The following is a 16,485-nucleotide window of genomic DNA, read 5'->3' on the forward strand; positions in this document are numbered from 1 at the left end:
CGCGCCGCCCGCGGGTCCGCCGTCAGCGCAGCTCGGCGATGGCCCCGACCATGTGTTTCAGCGCCGCCTCGACCTCGGCGTAGCCGCGGGTCTTCAGCCCGCAGTCGGGATTGACCCACAACCGCTCCGCCGGAACGGCCGCGAGCGCGGCCCGCAACAGATCCACGACCTCGGCGGTCTCGGGCACGCGCGGCGAGTGGATGTCGTAAACGCCGGGCCCGACGCCGCGACCGAAGCCGACCGCGTTGAGGTCTGCCAGCACCTCCATCCGCGAGCGGGCGGCCTCGATGCTGGTGACGTCGGCGTCCAGCGCCACGATCGCGTTGATCACATCGCCGAACTCCGAATAGCACAGGGGGTGTGGATCTGGGTGGACTCGGCGACGCCGCAGGTCGCCAGCCGGAACGACGTCACCGCCCAGTCCAGGTAGTCAGCGTGCTGTGCCGAGCGCAGGGGCAGCAGTTCGCGCAAGGCGGGCTCGTCGACCTGGACGACCCGGATGCCGGCGGCTTCCAGGTCGTTCACCTCGTCCCGGATGGCCAGCGCGACTTGCTTCGCGGTGTCCGCCAGCGGCTGGTCGTCGCGGACGAACGACCACGCCAGGATCGTCACCGGGCCGGTGAGCATGCCCTTGACCGGTTTCTCGGTCAACCGCTGGGCGTGACTCGTCCACTCGACAGTGATCGGTTTCGGGCGGGCAACGTCGCCGAAGAGGATCGGCGGCCGCACGCACCGCGATCCGTACGACTGCACCCAGCCGTTGTCGGTGCTGGCGAAGCCGTTCAGGTTCTCGGCGAAATACTGCACCATGTCGTTGCGCTCGGGTTCGCCGTGCACCAGGACGTCGAGCCCGATCTCCTCCTGCAGCCGGATGACGCGCTCGATCTCGTCCCGCATCCGCTGCCGGTAGGTCGCCTGGTCGATGCGGCCGGAGCGCAACGCGGCGCGCGCCTTGCGGACGTCCGTGGTCTGCGGGAACGAACCGATCGTCGTGGTCGGCAATGCGGGCAGGCGCAAGGACTTCTGCTGGGCGGCGCGCCTCGCCTCGTAGTCGCTGCGCTGCGAGTACTCCGGCCGCAGAGCCTGCAGCCGCGCCCGGACGCGGTGGTTGCGGACCCGGTCCGCGCTGGCGCGGTCGGCAATCGCGGCTCGTGCCTCGGCCAGCTCACCAGCCACCGCGTCGCGGCCCTCGCTCAGCGCACGGCCGAGGACGACCACCTCGCGAACCTTCTGCGCGGCGAACGCCAACCAGGACTTCACCTGCGGATCGATGGCGGCTTCCGCCGCGACGTCGTAGGGCACGTGGAGCAACGAGCACGACGTGCTGACCGCTACCTCGTCGGCCGAGCCGAGCAGCGTGGCTGCGGTTGCAAGCGCCTTGTCCAGATCGGTGCGCCAGACGTTGCGCCCGTCGACGAGCCCGGCGACCAGGGTTTTGCCGCTCAGGCCCCGAACCGTCGACACCGAAGCCACTGTGGACTTCCCGGCGACGAGATCGACGGCGAGCGCCTCGACCGGGCTGGACGCCAGCGCGCCCAGAGCCTCGCCGAGATCACCGAAGTAGCCCGCGACCAGCAGGTTCGGGCGCTCCTCCAGTTCACCGAGCCGCTGGTACGCGGCGCGCAGCGCATCGAGCTCGTCCGGCGTGCGGTCCGCAGCGAACGCTGGCTCGTCCAGCTGCACCCACTCCACACCGGCCCGGCGCAGTTCGCCCAGCAGCTCCGCGTAAGCATCGAGCAGCCCGTCGAGCCGATCCAGCGGCCGGAACGACTCGGGGGCCCCGTCGGCGGCTTTGGCCAGCAGCAGGAAGGTGAGCGGGCCGACCAGCACCGGTCGGGTGGTCACGCCCTCCGCCGCGGCCTCCCGGTACTGCTCCACCGGCGTGCGGTCGGCCAGCGAGAACCGCGTGTCCGGACCGATCTCGGGCACCAGGTAGTGGTAGTTGGTGTCGAACCACTTCGTCATCTCCAGCGGCGGCGCGGATTCCACCCCGCGCGCCATCGCGAAGTAGGTGTCCAGCGGACCCAACCCGAGCCCGGCGAAGCGCGGCGGGACCGCGCCGAAGGTGACCGCGGTGTCCAACACCTGGTCGTAGAACGAGAACGTGTTGCCCGGCACCGAATCCAGGCCCGCGTCCCGCAGCGCGCGCCACGCGTCGACGCGCAGTTCCCGCGCGACCGCACGCAGTTCCGCCTCGTCGATGCGGGACGACCAGTAGCGCTCCAACGCGCGCTTGAGTTCCCGGTTGGGGCCGATCCTGGGATAGCCGAGTACGGTAGATCCGATCTTGCTGGTCAACGCCCTCTCCTCGCGAGCTCGACGACGGATGCCCCGAGGTCTGGGAAGGCGCAGGCGAACCGGCAACGCCGCGCGGCGCGAACCGGTCGTCCGCCAGGTCCTCCCGCGAGACCCCGGACCGCGCGCACCACCGGGTGCGCGCACCGGTGGCAGGTCTTCGGACTCGCGGGCACGTCCCGGCCGACGCCGGGGTTCCTACTGGCCGTCGCTTCCCAGGCACGCATGCCCAGTGCTGTGCCCGGTCTCGGACCGGGGACGGCGTTCGTTCCCACTCACCGCTGCGGGGCAGTCCCGGATTCGCACCGGATTCCCTCTTGCCTCGCCCGCCCGCGGCCACGACTCCCGTCGCGATCCGGGTGGACGAACCACCAGCACAACGGAGGCTACCGACTGGGCAGCCGTTGGCAAGGGCCCGGGGCATGCGCGGACCGTGCCGGACGACCACCGCGCATCCGGTGACTTCCGTGGTGAACACGCCCTTCCGGCTCGCCCTCGCGCCGTCGGTGAGAGGCTCGTCACGTGGGGTCGCGACGCCCGAGCCGCGGGCCGGCGCGGCGCGCGACCGGCGGGGCCCCCGGGCGGGTGACGATCGCGGCGTGGGCCGGATCCGCATCTCACGTTCCGACGGGCCGGGCCGTCTACGGGGAGTGAAAGTGAAACCGTTCGAGCAGATCGTTGACGAGTACGGCCCGATGGTGCTGCGAGTGTGCCGGGCCGTGCTCGGACCGGCCGACGCCGAGGACGCCTGGTCCGAGACGTTCCTGGCCGCGCTGCGCGCCTACCCGGAGCTCGCCGAAGACGCGAACGTGGAGGCCTGGCTGGTCACGATCGCCCACCGCAAGGCGGTCGACGTCACCCGGGCGACGGCACGCCGACCGGTGATGGTCGAGCGCGTGCCTGAGCGGCCCAGCACCACGGGCCGCCCGGAGGACTGGGACGGAGACCTGTGGGCGGCGCTGAGCGCGCTGCCCACCAAGCAGCGCATGGCGGTGGCCTACCACTACCTGGCCGACCTGCCCTACGCCGAGATCGCCGCGATCCTCGGCGGCAGCACCGATGCCGCCCGCCGGGCCGCGGCGGACGGCATAAAGACACTGCGCACGACGTACAGACATGCCACGAGCGTGGGAGGGGAAGCGCGATGATGACGATCCACGAAAACGACGACAGGCACCTGTTCGACGCGCTCCCGGCGATCGACTTCGACGCCAGCAAGCGGCTGCACATCGAGCTGGTGAACGCGGCCAAGCGGGAAGGGCTGCTCGACGTCGCCTACCGCACGATGGACACTCCGGTCGGCGAGCTGCTGCTGGCCGGTACCGAACGCGGCCTGGTGCGGGTCGCCTTCGCCCGTCAGGGGCACGACAAAGTCCTGGCGTCGCTGGCCGCGACGATCAGCCCGCGCATCCTGCGGGCACCGGACCGGCTGGACGAGGTCGCCCGGCAGATCGAGCAGTACTTCTCCGGGCGGCGGCGCACCTTCGACCTGCCGCTGGACTGGCGCCTCTCGCGCGGGTTCCGGCTCAACGTGCTGTCGCACCTGCCCGACATCGCCTACGGCCGAACCGCCAGCTACGCCGAGGTCGCCACGGTCGCAGGGAGCCCGAGGGCGGTGCGCGCGGTGGGTAGCGCGTGCGCGACGAACCCGCTGCCGGTCGTGGTGCCGTGCCACCGCGTCGTGCGCTCGGACGGCACTTCGGGCGGATACGTCGGCGGCGTGGAGGCCAAAGCAATCCTGCTGAACCTGGAGGCAGCATGAGCACGCTGGTGGAGCAGCGCTCCCGCGCCCAGTCCCGGGGCACCGCAACGCTGATCCCGCAGGGGCACGGCCTGGCGTTCACCACTCGCGACCGGCCGGTGCGCTCGGCGCGCGGCTGGTCCGCGTCTCCGGTGCGGCATGGGGTCTCGCCGGTGCGTTCCGGACGGCGCCACACGCTGGGGCTGGTCTTCCACGACGCGACCTGATGACCTACACGCTGCTCGGGGCCGACGGGCGACCGTACGTAAGCGCCGCGCCAGGTCGCCTCGGCGGATACCGGCGCGGCAGGATCTACGGGCGGCTCGACTGCCCGTCCGCGCTGCGCGCGATCGCCGACGGAGGCTACATGGCGCACCGGGTGTTCTTCGCGGACGAGGCCACCGCACGTGCGGCCGGCTACCGGCCCTGCGCGGTGTGCCTGCCCGATCGGTACCGGGAGTGGAAGAACGGCCCGCACGATCGGCACCGCCTTCGCCACCGAGGACCTGATCGCCCTCGGCGAGTGGGAACCTTCGACGGGCTGCGCGGCGCAACCCGTGACGGCGGCACCTGAGAAGTGGTCCGCACCATGCTCCTGCACCGCACCGATTCGACCCCTTGAGCACTTTCTGCTGGTATAACCCAAAAGCACCTGCGGCCAGGTACCGGTCGCACACCACGAGAACCCGAGGAGAGCGAGACATTGAGTCCCGCAGCGGCAGACACCACGACCGACGCCGGGGTCGTGATCGGCGAGGACGGGTTGGCGCGTCCGCCGTGGGCGGCCCGCGATCCACTGCTGCGCGAGTACTACGACACCGAATGGGGCATGCCCGTGCGCGGCGAACAGGCCCTCTTCGAGCGGATCAGCCTGGAGGGCTTCCAGGCCGGGCTCTCCTGGGCGACGATCCTGCGCAAACGCCCCTTCTTCCGCGAAGCGTTCGACCACTTCGATCCGGACGCCGTCGCGGCCTACACCGAGGAAGATGTCGCGCGCCTGCTCGACAACTCAGGAATCGTGCGCAACAAAGCCAAGATCCGCGCAGCCATCACCAACGCCCGCGCGACCACCGAACTGCGCGCCGAGGACGGTCTGGAAGCATTCGTCTGGTCGTTCAAACCGGACACCACGCCACGCCCGCGGACGATCACAGAGATCCCCACCACGTCACCGGAATCCGTGGCGCTGTCAAAAGCACTGCGGGGCAAGGGATTCGCATTCGTCGGCCCGACGACCATGTTCGCGCTCATGGAGGCGATCGGCATGGTCGACACGCACCTCGTCGACAGCCACCGCCGCGGCACCTCCGGTATCTGGCCGCATCCGTGACCGGGCGGTGATGCCGCCGGAAGTGGCCTTGGATGCAGGCGCTGCAACCGTTGATCCGGCTGGTGCGCAGCCCGATCGACTCCGGGACCGCCGTGGCACACCACCGACGTCGGCGACCTTTCGACAGGTGGCTGCCCTTCATGGCATCCGGGAGCACCACGGCCGGGTTCTCCACCCGCAGTTGCCTGATCGCTGCCCGCCAGGAAGCGTCGCCGGTGTAGGCGTGTCACATCGGCCGAGTCCGGCGGGTCACTCCTTACGACGCAACGGAGGGCTGCGACCGATGGACGAAAAGGATTTTCTGGCGGGCCGATTCGAGGCCCACCGCGACCACCTGCGGGCGGTGGGCTACCGGATGCTCGGCTCGCTGAGCGAGGCCGACGACGCGGTCCAGGAGGCCTGGCTCAGGCTCAGCCGCTCCGACACCGACGAGATCGAGAACCTTGGCGGCTGGCTCACCACGGTCGTCGGCCGGGTGTGCCTGAACATGCTCCGCGCGCGAACCGCCCGCCGCGAGGAGCCGCTGGACACGCATGTGCCCGACCCGGTCATCAGCAGCCCGGACAACATCACCCCGGAGCACGAGGCGCTGATGGCCGACTCGATCGGCCTCGCACTGCTGGTGGTGCTCGAAACCCTCACGCCCGCCGAACGGCTCGCCTTCGTGCTGCACGACATGTTCGCGGTGCCTTTCGACGAGATCGCCCCCATCGTCGGGCGTACCTCGCCCGCGACCCGCCAACTCGCCAGCCGGGCCCGCCGGCGGGTGCAGGGCGCGGCTCCGGCCCCGGACGCAGATCTGGCCCAGCAGCGCGAAGTCGTAGACGCCTTCCTCACGGCCGCGCGCGCCGGGGATTTCGATGCTCTCCTCGCGGTCCTCGACCCAGACGTCGTGGTGCGCACCGACGGCGGCTCGCTGAGCCCGAACACCACCCGGCGCGGTGCGAAGGCGGTGGCGGGGGGCGCGATCATCTTCTCGCAGATCGCCAAGCTGACCCGACCCGCGATCGTCAACGGCGCACCCGGGGCGGTTGCGATCTCGGAAGGCCGACCAATCTCGCTCACGGCGTTCACGGTCGCCCGCGGAAAGGTCGTGGCGCTCGACATCCTCGCCGACCCGGACCGCCTCCGCGACCTCGACCTGACGTTCCTCGACGACTGAATGCAACGTGCACCAAGGCCCAACATCCCCATCCCGGACGGACTCCGAGCACGATCTTCCTTACCGGCTCTTGACGATCCATTGATCTCCAGTTTGGTCAAGCGTCTAGCTTCTCGGTTGAACCGACGACTACCGGGAGATGCTGATCGTGGCCCGTGCGCTGCTCGGGATCAACGGAGCCGCGCACAGGAACACCACGGCGGCAACTGTCATGAGCAACGCCGCCAGCAACACGGTCGAGCGGTGCACGGCAACGTAGAAAAAGGTCATGCCGCCTCGTCGCTGGGCGGCGGCGAGGGATTGAGGAGCACGCTGACCAGTAACAACACGGCGGCGACCTGCCCGCTGGCCGCACCCGCCCGCCCCCATGACCGCTCGTTCATCACAGCCCCCTCCGCATCCGCGGTGCGGAAAGCACCGCTCGGCACGCCCGGGTACCCAGAGTTCGGGCAGCGGCGAGCCGCCGCGGCCACCCGGGAACCCTGTTAGCTTGCTCCACTGTGGACCGACGGGTCGGGGTCAGCTCAGGCCGAAGCGGTCCGCCCAGGTAGTGACGTCCGCGGTCGTCGCATTTCCGCCGCAGACCACGAGGCCGAGCTTTGCATCGGCCCCGACCTCCGCCAGCACGCGCCGGGCGGCCGGGAGGAGGCATCCTGCTGCGGGCTCGGCCCAGACCTTCGCGTGGTTGGCGAGATCGAGGGTCCCCTGCACCGCTTCGGCGTCGGACACCACCAGGACATCGGTGACCAATGTGGACACGTGGTCGTAGGTCAGCTGCGAGACCGCCGGGGCGCTGAGCGTGGACACCACCGACGACAGCTCGACCGGCACCGGACCGCCGGCTGCCAGCGCCTCGGACATGGCATGCGCACCGCGGGTTTCCACCCCCCAGATCCGCACATCGGGGCGTCGCGCGCGTAGCGCCGCTGCGACACCGGCGATCAGACCGCCGCCACCGATGCTCACCAGCACATCGGTGACGTCATCCGCGTCGTCGGCGAACTCCAGGCCGACCGTGCCCTGACCTGCGATGACAACTGGATCGTCGAACGGGTGCACGAGGGTGAGCCCGCTGGCTTGCAACTCCGTCATCAGCGCGAACGCCGTAGCCATGTCGTCGGTGACTCGAACGGAGGCACCGGCCGCCTCAGCGACCTCGACGGCGCGAGCCGGCGCCGAGCGCGGCATGACGACGGTCGCCTTGATCTCCAACGCACCGGCCATGACCGCGAGGGCGATCCCGTGGTTCCCGCCACTCACCGCGACGACCCCAGCCGCGCGTTCGGCTTCGCTCAGCGCCTTTAGCTTCGCCGTCGCCCCACGCACCTTGAAGGAGCCGGTGCGCTGCAGCAGTTCCAGCTTCGCGGTGACCGGCGCCCCGAGCAGCTCGGTGAGGCCCGGGCTGGGCACCGTCGGAGTCCGCACGACGTGTCCTGCGATGCTCTCCGCCGCTGCCTCGATGTTCCCGATGCCGACCAACCCGCTTGCCTCAGTAGCAGTCACATCTGCACGTTAGACGACGGCTCCCATCGGCTGCCGGAGGCTGCGCATTGCGAGGAAATCACTCATTCCCCAGTAGGTCGGTGATTTACAGTCGATACCGCGTGCAGGTGCGCTTGCCAGGTGGCTGTCCGCCGATGTCAGTCCGCAACGGCGGCGTCGCCGAGTTGCGTGCCGGACACGGCGGCGCACCCTGGAACTGGCCGGTACCCGCGAGTCGAGCCGGTGCCAGAAATCTCGCTGCAGATCCACATCGGGAAAGGTGATCGGACATGGCGAACGAACTGCGCGGCCGCCGGGTGGCCATCCTCGCCGCCGACGGTGTCGAGCAGGTCGAACTCGAACAGCCGCGCCAAGCCGTGGAGCAGGCCGGCGCCGAGGCCGAGCTGGTTTCGGTGCACGCAGGCCAGATCCAGGCGATGAACCACGACATCAACCCCGGCGACCGGTTCACCGTCGACCGGGAGATCTCGGAGGCCTCGGCCGACGACTACGACGCGTTGATCCTGCCCGGCGGCACGATCAACCCGGACAACCTCCGGCGCGACGCACGCGCGGTGGAGTTCGTCCGGAGCTTCGTGAACTCGGGCAAGCCGGTCGGCGCGATCTGCCACGGGCCCTGGACGCTCGTGGAGGCCGACGTGGTGCGGGACCGCAAGCTGACGTCGTTCCACAGCATCCGCACCGACATCCGCAACGCCGGCGGCGAGGTCGTCGACGAGGAGGTCGTGGTCGACCACGGGCTGGTGACCAGCCGCAGCCCGCGCGACCTGCCCGCGTTCAACAACAAGATCGTCGAAACCTTCGCCCAGGGCACCTGATCGCTGCCGTTCGGACGAACTGCGGCGCCCGCAGGTGCTTCTGGTGCGAAGCAGCCGCGGGCGCCGGCAGACGGATCAGTCGTGCACGATCACACCGCGGATGTTCTTGCCGTCGCGCAGGTCCTGGTAGCCCTCGTTGACCTGCTCCAGCGTGTAGCGCGTCGTGATCAGCTCGTCGAGCTTGAGCATCCCGGCGTCGTAGAGGCGCAGCAGCCGCACGATGTCGTACTGCGGGTTGGACGAGCCGAAGAGCGTGCCCTTGATGGTCTTCTCGTTCAACGTCAGGTCCGCGCCGGAGACGTGCACCGTGAGCTTCGCCGGATCGGCGAGGCCGGTGATGACGACGGTGCCGCCCTTGCCGATCGCCGCGGTCGCCTTCGACACCACGGTCTCGTCGACCGTCCCGACCAGGATCAGCGCCGCATCCGCGCCCTGACCCCAGGTCAGCTCGGTGACCTTCGCCTGGGCCTCGTCGGCATCCGCGAACGCGTGCGTGGCACCGAATTTCAACGCCGTTTCCCGCTTGAACCCCAGGGGATCGACGACGACCACGTACTTGGCCCCCGCCTGAACCGCGCCCTGCACGGCGTTGATGCCCAGCCCGCCGATGCCGTAGATGATCACGGTGTCACCGGCCCGGACGCTGCCGGCGTTGACCGCGGTGCCCCAACCGCTGGGCACCCCGCAGCCGACCACCACCGCGGTCTCCAGCGGCAGCCAATCGTCCACCTTGACCACCGAGTGCTGCGAGATCGTCGCCCGTTCGGAGAAGGTGCCCAGCATGCACATGGCACCGAAGTCCTGGCCTTCGCCGTGGAAGCGGAACGTCCCGTCGGGCATGGACCCGGCGAGAATCGTCGCGCCCATGTCGCACAGGTTCTGCCGACCGGTCGAGCAGTAGCGGCAGGTGCCGCAGTTGGGGATGAAGCTGCACACCACGTGGTCGCCGGGCTTGACCTTAGTGACACCGGGCCCCACTTCCTCGATGACGCCGGCGCCCTCGTGCCCACCGACGATCGGATACCGGGGCTGCAGGTCGCCGTTCGTGAGGTGCAGGTCTGAGTGGCAGAGCCCGGCCGCGGTGTACTTGATCAGGACCTCGCCTGGCCCCGGGCCGTCCAGGTCCAGCTCGATGATCTCGAACGGCTTGCCCACTTCCCGCAGGACCGCTGCCTTGGTCTTCACGTCCGAATTCCTCCGATCACAGCGCCACGCTGACTGCTTTGGTCTGGGTGTAGAGGTCGATCGAGTCCGGCCCCAACTCTCGCCCCCAACCGGACTGCTTGAAACCTCCGAAGGGAAGCGCGGTGTCGAACCCGTTGTACTGGTTGATCCAAACAGAACCCGCCTTGAGCCGCATGGCGACCCGGTGCGCCTTTGAGGTGTCCCGGGTCGAAGGTGGGCCCCGAGGCCGCGCGATCACCCGGGCATCCGAGGACCAGTACCGGTTGTCCCTGCGGTGCCTGGGTGCTCCAGAAAACCAGTCGCGGTTATGCGGATCGCGGCGAGCGTTTCGGCAAGCTTCCGCCACGCGGGTCGCCGAACGGGGCGGAGTGGACGCTGATCCAGTACGCCACGGCGAAGATCGGCGCGATCCTGGTCAACATCAACCCGGCGTACCGGGTGCACGAGCTGGAGTACGTGCTGAACCAGGCCGGGGTCCGGTTGCTGGTCTCCGCCCAGTCGTTCAAATCCTCCGACTACGCCGCGATGGTGGCGGAGGTCCGCCCCGCCGCGTCGCTGGCGGCGGTCGCGGTGGAGCGGTGCACGTCGCTGTACGGGGTACCGACGATGTTCATCGCCGAGCTCGACCACCCGGACTTCGACTCCTTCGACCTCCGCTGGATGCGCACCGGCGACCTTGCGGTGATGGACGCGGACGGCTACGTCAGCATCACCGGCCGGATCAAGGACATGGTGATCCGAGGTGGCGAGAACATCTACCCCCGCGAGATCGAGGAATTCCTCTACACCCACCCGGACATCCTCGACGCCCAGGTCATCGGGGTCCCCGACCAGCGCTACGGCGAGGAGCTGATGGCCTGGATCCGCATGCGCGAGGGCGCCGAGGCCCTGACCGCGGAGGCCCTGCGGGAGTTCTGCACCGGCAAGCTCGCACACTACAAGATCCCCCGCTACGTCCACATCGTGGCCGAGTTCCCCATGACGGTGACTGGGAAGATCCGCAAGGTCGAAATGCGCCAGACCGCCGAAAAACTCCTCAACCTCGACGAGCAGCGATGAGCGAAGGGTAGGAGCCGGTCGTCAGTTCCGGCTGACGCATGGCTTCGCGCGCGGATCCGTCGTCGCCTCGTCGCCGGATTTCTCGCTTCAAGATCGACTGGCGCCGCCAGGGCGGGCTCGTCCAGGGGCCCACTGAGGCTACGCCTGCGGCCTGGCAGCCGACTGCGCGGACCTGACCTGGACGGGCACTTCGGATGAACCTGGTGCGGCGGGCGGAGAAACTCCGGCGAATCGAGTGGTGAAGATACATCACTCCTCGCGGCTGAGCGCGCTCCAGCGCAACTTCTCCTGCTCGCGCTTCGGCAAGCCTGCGACGACGAGATCGTAGGAATCCTCGATCATGTCCAGCACGAGCTGATCGGGCACGGAAGCGTCCACGACGACTGTGTTCCAGTGTCGCTTGTTGAGGTGGTAGCCGGGCGTGATGGCCGGGTGTTGCGACGAGCAATAATTTCGGTCAATACTGAATGGATAGTGACTATAAGCAATAAATGGCGCGGCTTGAACGCGGAACCCGCCGCAGGCGCGGCGGCGCTGCGGCGGGTTCCGGGGAGTTCGATCAGTAGCGGTAGTGGTCGGGCTTGTAGGGGCCGTCGACGTCGACACCGATGTAGGCGGCCTGCTCCTTGGAGAGCTTGGTCAGCTTCACACCCAGAGCGTCCAGGTGCAGGCGGGCCACCTTCTCGTCCAGGTGCTTGGGCAGCACATACACCTGCCTGTCGTACTCCCCCGGCTTGGTGAACAACTCGATCTGCGCGATCGTCTGGTTGGTGAAGGAGTTCGACATCACGAAGCTGGGGTGCCCGGTGGCGTTGCCCAGGTTCAGCAACCGGCCCTCCGACAACACAATGATCGAATGCCCGTCCTCGAACACGTACTCGTGGACCTGCGGCTTGATCTCCTGCTTGCGGACACCAGGCGTTTTCTCCAACCCCGCCATATCGATCTCGTTGTCGAAATGACCGATGTTGCCCACGATCGCCTGGTGCTTCATCCGCCCCATATGCTCGGCGGTGATGATGTCGAAGTTCCCCGTCGTCGTGACGAAGATGTCAGCGATCTCCACGACATCTTCCAGCGTGGTCACCTGATAACCGTCCATCACCGCCTGCAACGCGCAGATCGGGTCGATCTCGGTCACGATCACCCGCGCACCCTGGCCCCGCAGCGACTCCGCCGAGCCCTTACCCACGTCGCCGTAACCACACACCACCGCGACCTTGCCGCCGATGAGCACATCCGTGGCACGGTTGATGCCATCGATCAGCGAGTGCCGGCACCCGTACTTGTTGTCGAACTTCGACTTCGTCACCGAGTCATTGACATTGATCGCCGGGAACAACAGATCCCCGGTCTTGGCCAGCTCATACAGCCGGTGCACACCGGTCGTGGTCTCCTCGGTCACACCCTTGACCGCACCGGCGATCTTCGTGAACCGCTTGCCGTCCACGGCGACGCTGGCACGCAGCGTCTCCAGGATGACCTTGTACTCCTCCGGGTCATCATCTCCAGCCTGCGGCACCACCCCGGCAGCCTCGAACTCCACACCCTTGTGCACCAACAGCGTGGCGTCACCACCATCATCGAGGATCATGTTCGGACCCTCACCACCACCGAACTGGAACAACTGGTCGGTGCACCACCAGTACTCCTCCAGCGACTCACCCTTCCACGCGAACACCGACACACCCGCAGGCGCCTCCGGCGTCCCGTCCGGACCCACCACAACCGCAGCGGCGGCCTCGTCCTGGGTCGAGAAGATGTTGCACGACACCCACCGAACCTCGGCACCCAGCGCGACCAGCGTCTCGATCAACACCGCCGTCTGCACCGTCATGTGCAACGAACCCGCGATCCGCGCACCCCTCAACGGCTGCGAGGCCGCGAACTCCTCACGCGTCGCCATCAAACCCGGCATCTCATGCTCAGCCAACCGGATCTGATGCCGCCCGGCCTCAGCCAACCCCAGATCCCGGACAGCGAACTCCAGGCCGTTGACCTTCTGCAACTCGACGCTCATGACTACCTTTCCCTTGCAGAACTATTCATTCGGACACGACCATCCAAAGTGGAACGCCCGGACCGTCCGGCAACCCCTGTGCTCAGGCATGTGCGCGCCAACCGAGGTGCCCCACCAGACGGATTCGATGCGGCCCGGCTTCAATCGGACATTGAACGCGAAGGGCCGTTCCGGGGCCGGAATCTCAAGCCACTCATCAAAAAAGGCGCCTCCCGCAGGAGGCGCCCTTACCGTGGTCCTTGAGCCGCCTGCTGAGCGTGGCGGACGAAACGTCCGTTGCAGCGCCTCTCAGCCCGCGGTTGCGCCGTGCCGGCGCATCGTGTCGGTCAAACCCGGCGTGACGACATTCTGGAACCGCCCCGGGTGTTTGTCAACACGGCTCCAACCCACCCCAGCACATGCGCGAAAGCGCACGTCAGTCCGGGTTCGACCAAGAGCCACCGAACAGTACCAGGCCACACCGGCCACACTGGCCACACCACCGAGGTCACGTCCCACCAACCCCACCACTCCCCTGCGCCGCCCTCGACCAGAGCACCTGCGAGCAAGCCACGGCCAGTGGCCGCTGGCCTGCGCATGTCGGCTACAGATCTCAAGAGCGCGGTGGTGCCGTGCCGTCGGTCGAAAATCGCCCCGGGCGGCGACGTGGATTCAGCTTTCACGCCGATCTCCGCGCGATCCGTGCACGCCCAGGGCGATGCTTCCAATGCCTGCGAGGCATTGCGCCAGTCGTCGGAGCAAGGGCCGTCACGCTAGTCCATCAGGGCTATGTGCAGGGCAAACTTGTCAACGGCGACGAGTTCGCGACCATACTGCCCGCGTGAGCGAACTAACAGCGGAGCAGATCGCCCAGCATGCTTACGATGCCGGTTTCCGCGGCAAGGCCCTGACCACATCGGTGGCGGTTGCTCTCGCGGAGTCCAGCGGGAACCCCCGCTCCCACAACCCCACCCCGCCGGACGACTCCTACGGTCTGTGGCAGGTCAACATGCTCGGGGACATGGGCCCGGAGCGGCGCAAGCAGTTCGGGCTCGACTCGAACAAGGACCTGTTCGATCCGGACGAGAACGCCAAGGCCGCCTACGCGATCTCCAACCACGGCAAGTCGTTCGACCCCTGGTCGACCTACACCAACGGGGCCTACAAGAAGCACCTCGACGAAGCCGAGGCGGCGGCCAAGGCGGTCACCAGCAACGGCGGCAAGACCAAGGCGCCGGAGGGCTCCCCTGACGGTGGTGGGGGCAAGCCCGGCGGCGACGGATTCAAGGTGGCCCCGGACCATCTCCTCGCCTACACCAGGGAAGCCGACGACATCGCCGAGCAGCTGGCGAACACCGGCAAGAAGACCGTGCACTCCGTGACCGGCATCGCCAACGACAGCTTCGGCAAGGTCGGCCAGGAAACCGGCTTCTCCGCCGCCCTGGGCGATTTCAGCAAGAGCCTGGAAAAGCAGGTCAACGCGACCGGGGCGAACGCGCGCAAGCTGGGAGCGGCAACGACCGACGCCGCGAAAGCCTACCGGGACATCGACGAGGAATCCGCCAGAGAGCTCAAGAAACTCCTGACTTGATCCGAGGAGCCCGAAGTGGATGTTGATGGCATCGCATCGAGATTCGCCAGCGAATTGTTCACTCACCAGGGAAAGCTCGAAGGCAAGGCGGGCGAGGTGCAGCGCGCGCAGGCCGCCCTGGAGTCGGCGGCCAACGCCATCCAGCAACAACGCGAGACGCATCAGAAGGCCGCCGGCCAGCTGCTGAGCAACTGGGAGAGCAAGGCCACGGATGGTTTCCAGAAGAAGGCGACGAAGTTCGACCAGGACCTCACCGCGACCGCAGAGGCCAGCGCCAAGGGCGCCAAGATCGTCGCGGAAGTCACAAAGGCGCTGGACGGCCGGCACAGCGCGGTCGGGTCGCTCGTCGAGGACTTCATCGCCAAGGCAGGACAGGTCATCCAGGCCGGGATGGCCGTCGCCGGAGTCGCGGCACCGGCGGGACTGATGCGGGCGGTGGCCGAGGTCGCCGACCTCGCGGGCGGATACATCAAGCAGTCCGGCGGCGAGCTCAAGGACGCTCGCGACGAGATGGCAGAGGCGGCGCGGAAACTGCGCGCGCTGCTGGAGGAAGTGGACTCCGACGGCGTCGCCGATCCCGAGAAGCAGCCGCGCAAGCCGGGCGAAGACGGCGCCAATGGAGGCGACGGCGGCCCCGGCAAGGGCAAGGGCTCCGGCAAAGCCGACGAGATCTTGGACAACGCCCGCAAGCACATCGGCTACCACGAGGGCCCGGACAACCAGAACAAGTGGGGCCCGACCGGGCAGCCCTGGTGCTCCTACTTCGCCACCTCGATGTGGCGGGAGGCCGGCGTGGACATCCCGAAATACGGCTACACCGGGGACGTCTACAAATGGGGCGAACAGCAGGGCACCGCCTACGGCCAGAGCGACCTGCTCAAAAACGCCCAGCCCGGTGACGCGCTGCTGTTCGGCACCGGCTCCGGTCATGGCCAGAGCGAGCACATCGGGCTCATCGAGAAGGTCGAGGGCAACAAGATCACCACGATCGAGGGCAACTCCAGCGATCAGGTAGCCCGTCGCACCTACACGCTGCCCAAGGACGCCGACCGGTTCTACGGAGGGGTGCATCCGAAGTGATGATCATCGGACGTGCGCAGCGCAATGGGGTTTCGGTCGAGGTCGTCCCCGGTGGCGCGCTGCAGTCCCTGGAACTGGCCCCCGAGGCGCTGGAGCTCGGGGCCGCGCGGCTCGCGGCCACGATCGAGGCGCTGGTCCGGGCTGCGGCGGCAAAGGCGAACCGGACGGCCGGGGAAGCCATCCGCGAGGAGTCCGGCGAGCTGCACCCGGACGTCCTGGCCGCGTTAGGGCTCCCCCAGGACGACGCGGACGCCGGCACCGACGACACAGCCGCAGCAGAAGCCTGGAGGCGCTGATGGACGAACGCAGCATCGACGAACTGATCGAGATCGCCGAGGGGATGCCCCGGACGAACGGGCTCGCCGCGGGCTTGGACGCCGTTCGCGGAACCGCGCGTGGTGAAGGCGTTTCGCTGGCGGTGGACTTGCAGGGGATGCTGGTCGGACTCGAACTCGACGACCGGGCGCTCGCGCTGGGCCCCGCGGGGCTGGCCGCGGAGATCTCCCGGCTGAGCAACGAAGCGGGCACGGACTCCCTGCGGCAGGGCATGCTCGCGATCCAGGCCGGGTGCGGCGCGGAGGTCGCGGCCGTGGTCGGCGACTACTTGATCAGCATCGAGGGCGAAGCCGGGCAACCCGCGCCGGAACCGCCCTCGCGACCTGTCACCTGGGACGACGAGGACGTCCACTGGGGCAGCACTAAGAAGGAAACCTGGTGACCGC

16 protein-coding genes, 3 pseudogenes and 1 riboswitch are annotated in these 16,485 nt (G+C 68.3%); of the genes and pseudogenes, 12 read left to right on the top strand and 7 right to left on the bottom strand.

The features are described from left to right. Positions 1–22 precede the first annotated feature (22 nt). Positions 23–2,298: pseudogene (gene metE, locus FDZ84_RS32360) on the bottom strand (5-methyltetrahydropteroyltriglutamate--homocysteine S-methyltransferase). Between the two features lie 151 nt (positions 2,299–2,449). After that, positions 2,450–2,614: riboswitch (cobalamin riboswitch) on the bottom strand. 331 nt (positions 2,615–2,945) lie between these two features. Between metE and FDZ84_RS32365 the strand changes: the two are divergent. From FDZ84_RS32365 to FDZ84_RS32395, 6 genes and pseudogenes are all read left to right on the top strand, one after another. Continuing rightward, the gene (locus FDZ84_RS32365) at positions 2,946–3,443 is read left to right on the top strand and encodes an RNA polymerase sigma factor (RefSeq protein ID WP_168590514.1); all 498 of its coding nucleotides are present in this window, start codon (positions 2,946–2,948) and stop codon (positions 3,441–3,443) included. Continuing rightward, the gene (locus FDZ84_RS32370; RefSeq protein WP_168588947.1) at positions 3,440–4,057 is read left to right on the top strand and encodes a methylated-DNA--[protein]-cysteine S-methyltransferase; all 618 of its coding nucleotides are present in this window, start codon (positions 3,440–3,442) and stop codon (positions 4,055–4,057) included. Before FDZ84_RS32365 ends, FDZ84_RS32370 begins: the two co-directional genes overlap by 4 nt. Then, positions 4,048–4,263 (top strand): annotated as a pseudogene (locus FDZ84_RS32375) (2OG-Fe(II) oxygenase); the annotation flags it as partial. The gene FDZ84_RS32370 and the pseudogene FDZ84_RS32375, both read left to right, overlap by 10 nt. Further along, on the top strand, positions 4,263–4,610 hold the full coding sequence (locus FDZ84_RS32380) for an Ada metal-binding domain-containing protein (protein ID WP_246868585.1): 348 nt from the start codon (positions 4,263–4,265) through the stop codon (positions 4,608–4,610). The pseudogene FDZ84_RS32375 and the gene FDZ84_RS32380, both read left to right, overlap by 1 nt. Positions 4,611–4,739: 129 nt before the next feature. After that, positions 4,740–5,366, top strand: a complete 627-nt coding sequence (locus FDZ84_RS32385; RefSeq protein ID WP_168588948.1) for a DNA-3-methyladenine glycosylase I — start codon at positions 4,740–4,742, stop codon at positions 5,364–5,366. A gap of 283 nt (positions 5,367–5,649) precedes the next feature. Next, positions 5,650–6,528, top strand: a complete 879-nt coding sequence (locus FDZ84_RS32395) for a sigma-70 family RNA polymerase sigma factor (protein ID WP_168588950.1) — start codon at positions 5,650–5,652, stop codon at positions 6,526–6,528. Between the two features lie 129 nt (positions 6,529–6,657). Here FDZ84_RS32395 and FDZ84_RS32400 read toward each other — a convergent pair whose 3' ends face one another. Next, the gene (locus FDZ84_RS32400; protein ID WP_168588951.1) at positions 6,658–6,798 is read right to left on the bottom strand and encodes a hypothetical protein; all 141 of its coding nucleotides are present in this window, start codon (positions 6,796–6,798) and stop codon (positions 6,658–6,660) included. Between the two features lie 249 nt (positions 6,799–7,047). Next, entirely contained in the window at positions 7,048–8,031 is a 984-nt protein-coding gene (locus FDZ84_RS32405) for a threonine/serine dehydratase (RefSeq protein ID WP_246868586.1), read from the bottom strand. Positions 8,032–8,300: 269 nt separating this feature from the next. On the opposite strand from FDZ84_RS32405, the gene FDZ84_RS32410 reads away from it, so the two are divergent. Next, positions 8,301–8,849 (top strand): type 1 glutamine amidotransferase domain-containing protein, encoded by a 549-nt coding sequence (locus FDZ84_RS32410; protein ID WP_168588952.1) that lies wholly within the window; start codon positions 8,301–8,303, stop codon positions 8,847–8,849. 75 nt (positions 8,850–8,924) lie between these two features. On the opposite strand, the gene FDZ84_RS32415 is transcribed toward FDZ84_RS32410, so the two are convergent. Both FDZ84_RS32415 and FDZ84_RS32420 read right to left on the bottom strand, forming a co-directional pair. Further along, positions 8,925–10,034 (bottom strand): NDMA-dependent alcohol dehydrogenase, encoded by a 1,110-nt coding sequence (locus FDZ84_RS32415; RefSeq protein WP_168588953.1) that lies wholly within the window; start codon positions 10,032–10,034, stop codon positions 8,925–8,927. A gap of 16 nt (positions 10,035–10,050) precedes the next feature. Further along, a complete protein-coding gene (locus tag FDZ84_RS32420) occupies positions 10,051–10,272 on the bottom strand; it encodes an aldehyde dehydrogenase family protein (protein WP_246868587.1) in 222 nt (73 codons plus the stop codon). Between the two features lie 44 nt (positions 10,273–10,316). On the opposite strand from FDZ84_RS32420, the gene FDZ84_RS32425 reads away from it, so the two are divergent. Then, complete coding sequence (locus tag FDZ84_RS32425; RefSeq protein WP_305852023.1) at positions 10,317–11,093, top strand: AMP-binding protein; 777 nt, start codon at positions 10,317–10,319, stop codon at positions 11,091–11,093. Positions 11,094–11,342: 249 nt separating this feature from the next. Here FDZ84_RS32425 and FDZ84_RS32430 read toward each other — a convergent pair. Together FDZ84_RS32430 and ahcY are read right to left on the bottom strand one after the other, a co-directional pair. After that, positions 11,343–11,528, bottom strand: a pseudogene (locus FDZ84_RS32430) (MmcQ/YjbR family DNA-binding protein); the annotation flags it as partial. A 124-nt stretch (positions 11,529–11,652) separates the two neighbouring features. Next, positions 11,653–13,113: an adenosylhomocysteinase gene (gene ahcY / locus FDZ84_RS32435; RefSeq protein WP_168588954.1), complete on the bottom strand. Its 1,461-nt coding sequence runs from the start codon at positions 13,111–13,113 to the stop codon at positions 11,653–11,655. A gap of 820 nt (positions 13,114–13,933) precedes the next feature. Between ahcY and FDZ84_RS32440 the strand changes: the two genes are divergently transcribed. Genes FDZ84_RS32440 through FDZ84_RS32455 form a run of 4 tightly spaced genes read left to right on the top strand, consistent with a single transcriptional unit; the run spans position 13,934 to position 16,481 of the window. Further along, a complete protein-coding gene (locus tag FDZ84_RS32440) occupies positions 13,934–14,683 on the top strand; it encodes a transglycosylase SLT domain-containing protein (RefSeq protein WP_168588955.1) in 750 nt (249 codons plus the stop codon). Positions 14,684–14,698: 15 nt separating this feature from the next. Continuing rightward, positions 14,699–15,763: a CHAP domain-containing protein gene (locus tag FDZ84_RS32445; protein WP_168588956.1), complete on the top strand. Its 1,065-nt coding sequence runs from the start codon at positions 14,699–14,701 to the stop codon at positions 15,761–15,763. Then, positions 15,763–16,059 carry a YbaB/EbfC family DNA-binding protein gene (locus FDZ84_RS32450; RefSeq protein WP_168588957.1) on the top strand — a complete coding sequence of 99 codons (297 nt, stop codon included), beginning with the start codon at positions 15,763–15,765 and terminating at the stop codon, positions 16,057–16,059. Before FDZ84_RS32445 ends, FDZ84_RS32450 begins: the two co-directional genes overlap by 1 nt. Next, positions 16,059–16,481: a hypothetical protein gene (locus tag FDZ84_RS32455; RefSeq protein WP_168588958.1), complete on the top strand. Its 423-nt coding sequence runs from the start codon at positions 16,059–16,061 to the stop codon at positions 16,479–16,481. Before FDZ84_RS32450 ends, FDZ84_RS32455 begins: the two co-directional genes overlap by 1 nt. Positions 16,482–16,485: the final 4 nt, after the last annotated feature.

It is taken from the genome of Saccharopolyspora sp. ASAGF58 (assembly GCF_012277335.1).
Lineage (GTDB): Bacteria > Actinomycetota > Actinomycetes > Mycobacteriales > Pseudonocardiaceae > Saccharopolyspora > Saccharopolyspora hattusasensis.

What these genes read in the sequence shown, in the direction of transcription:
- FDZ84_RS32370 (WP_168588947.1), top strand. Translation starts at nt 3,440, where the DNA reads ATGATGACGATCCACGAAAACGACGACAGGCACCTGTTCGACGCGCTC.
- FDZ84_RS32380 (WP_246868585.1), top strand. Translation starts at nt 4,263, where the DNA reads ATGACCTACACGCTGCTCGGGGCCGACGGGCGACCGTACGTAAGCGCC.
- FDZ84_RS32395 (WP_168588950.1), top strand. Translation starts at nt 5,650, where the DNA reads ATGGACGAAAAGGATTTTCTGGCGGGCCGATTCGAGGCCCACCGCGAC.
- FDZ84_RS32400 (WP_168588951.1), bottom strand. Translation starts at nt 6,798, where the DNA reads ATGACCTTTTTCTACGTTGCCGTGCACCGCTCGACCGTGTTGCTGGCG.
- FDZ84_RS32410 (WP_168588952.1), top strand. Translation starts at nt 8,301, where the DNA reads ATGGCGAACGAACTGCGCGGCCGCCGGGTGGCCATCCTCGCCGCCGAC.
- ahcY (WP_168588954.1), bottom strand. Translation starts at nt 13,113, where the DNA reads ATGAGCGTCGAGTTGCAGAAGGTCAACGGCCTGGAGTTCGCTGTCCGG.
- FDZ84_RS32450 (WP_168588957.1), top strand. Translation starts at nt 15,763, where the DNA reads ATGATCATCGGACGTGCGCAGCGCAATGGGGTTTCGGTCGAGGTCGTC.
- FDZ84_RS32455 (WP_168588958.1), top strand. Translation starts at nt 16,059, where the DNA reads ATGGACGAACGCAGCATCGACGAACTGATCGAGATCGCCGAGGGGATG.